The following is a 2,200-nucleotide window of genomic DNA, read 5'->3' on the forward strand; positions in this document are numbered from 1 at the left end:
CAATACTGCATCAGAAAGGTGCGCCACTAAGAATTATATCATAAAAAAGGAAATAAATACCCTAGTAGTAGAAGAGAAATATCTTTCAAGAAAACTATTCTTTTTCGGAAAGATACCATTTCTGAAGTGAAAAACATAAAATTTTCACTTTAAAAACTTTCGTAAATTTTTGCTCACTTTTAATAAAAAAACTCCTTCAGTTAGAAAGAGATTTTTTACTAAGTAGATTAAAAACCATTCAATGATTTTTAGGGGTTATTATTATAATGTACCCATTCTACCACTTCAATATTATTTGTCAATAAGAAAAACATCAATAGTTGATGTTTTTCATGAGTATTTATGAAAAGTTTTTCTGGAATAAGCATAGTCTATCATAATTATATTAACATTCGCTTAATGGAAAGTCAACGAAAAACTAGACACGGAGTTAAGAGAATTTAAGAATTATATTTTTCAAAGTCTTTTGGAGACTTGTAATCAAGACCTGAATGCATCCTTTTTGTATTGTAATAGGTCTCAATGTATTTAAATATTTCTTGAGTAGCCTCAGCTCTTGTCTCAAAATGAGCATCATTAATAAGCTCCCTCTTTAGCGTCTTATAAAAAGACTCCATCATTGCATTGTCATATGGATTTCCTTTACGACTCATGCTAGATTGAGCACCGACTTGACGAAGAGTAGATTGATAACGAGAGCTTGTATATTGACTCCCTTGATCAGTATGGACAATCAAGCCAGGCTGAGGATGTTCTTTCCCACAAGCTTGTAAGAAGCAATCCCTCACCAGTTTATCTTGCATCCGTGAAGACATTGACCAGCCTACAATCTTACGTGAAAAAACGTCGATATTCACGGCTAAGTATAAGGTGCCTTCTTTGGTAGGGATATAGGTCATGTCTCCCAGCCATACTTTATTAGGAGCTGTTGCTTTAAAGATCTGATTAATTAAATTGGGTCTTGAAAGCGAAGCTCCTTTTCTGTTGTAATGTTTATATTTATAACGGCTTCCCTTGGCATAAAGTCCCATCAAGTGCATCAGTTTCCCAACACGTTTCGTGTTGGTCATAATACCAGTATTATGAAGTACCTTGGTAATTCTAACCGCACCATAGCGTCCCTTATGCTCATGAAAGACAGCTTTTATCTTCTCTGAGAGAATTTCTCTCTCCACTTGTTGTTTTGAAGGACGACGATGCATGTATTCATAGAAACCTGAGCGAGAAACCTTAAGAACTTTTACTGCATGTTTAATTTTTATCTTCCCATGATGTTTCAAGAGAAATTCAAAACGTTTTACTTGCTTCGCTTCAAGAAGACCCGGAACTTTTTTAGAAGTTCAAGTTCCTCCTGAAGATAACGATTTTCTTTCTCTAACAATTTAATCTTATGTTGGGCATCAGCTAGGGCTGTCCCATTGCCTGGAAAAGCACTTTCTCCATATTCTTCAACTTCTTGAACCCAGCGATAAAGACTATTGGCATGAACCTCAAGCTCTTGGCTGACTTCTTTAACAGAGTAACCCTCTTCAAGAATGAGTTTTACTGCAGAATTTTTAAATTGTTTATCGAATTTTCTTCTTGCCATAATAAACCTTTCCACGATTTCTCTTAACTTTGTGTCTAGTTTATTATAACCTTTCCAAAATACTTGGATTTTTTTAATTGTTTTGGTAATTCAAGCGAAATTGAATTGGACTCATCCAGTTCAATTTTTGTTTGATTCGTTTTGTATTATAGTACCTAATCCAGATTACAATAACCTGTTCAAGTTCTTCGAAAGACGAGAAGATATGTCCGTAGTAAATTTCTTGTTTAAGTAGCCCAAAGAAATTCTCCATAACTGAATTATCATGACCGTTTCCTTTACGGCTCATAGACTGAAAAATTCTATGAGATTTTAATTTAGAAACATAGTCTCTCATTTGGTATCCCCATCCTTGATCTGAGTGGAAAGTACGTCGATAAGGACAATCAGATGTCACAGCTAAGGCTTGATTTAGAGCAATATCAATTGATTGATAAGAGGGTTGTTTAGAGATATGATAACTAATCACCTCGCTATTAAATAAATCAATGTAAGGATTGAGATAACACTTTTTCTGAATTCCATCTTCATAATATTTGAATTCTGTCGTATCTGTTGTGATTTTTTGATGAGGAATGGAAGTTCTGAATCGTCTGTGTAATTTATTTTTAG

2 protein-coding genes are annotated in these 2,200 nt (G+C 34.1%); both read right to left on the reverse strand.

The genetic code is table 11. The annotated features are described in order from the left end of the window. Window positions 1-440: 440 nt before the first annotated feature. Window positions 441-1,588 (reverse strand): IS3 family transposase gene (locus ABT160_RS46810; protein ID WP_095586744.1). Its coding sequence is split into 2 segments (ribosomal slippage): window positions 441-1,336 and window positions 1,336-1,588, totalling 1,149 coding nucleotides; the frame shifts between segments, so codons are not numbered across the junction. Window positions 1,589-1,661: 73 nt separating this feature from the next. After that, window positions 1,662-2,200 (reverse strand): IS3 family transposase (locus ABT160_RS46815; RefSeq protein WP_351656492.1); only part of this gene is annotated, 539 nt, incomplete at its 5' end.

It is taken from the genome of Streptomyces sp. NPDC001941 (genome assembly GCF_040296945.1).
Classification (GTDB): domain Bacteria; phylum Actinomycetota; class Actinomycetes; order Streptomycetales; family Streptomycetaceae; genus Streptomyces.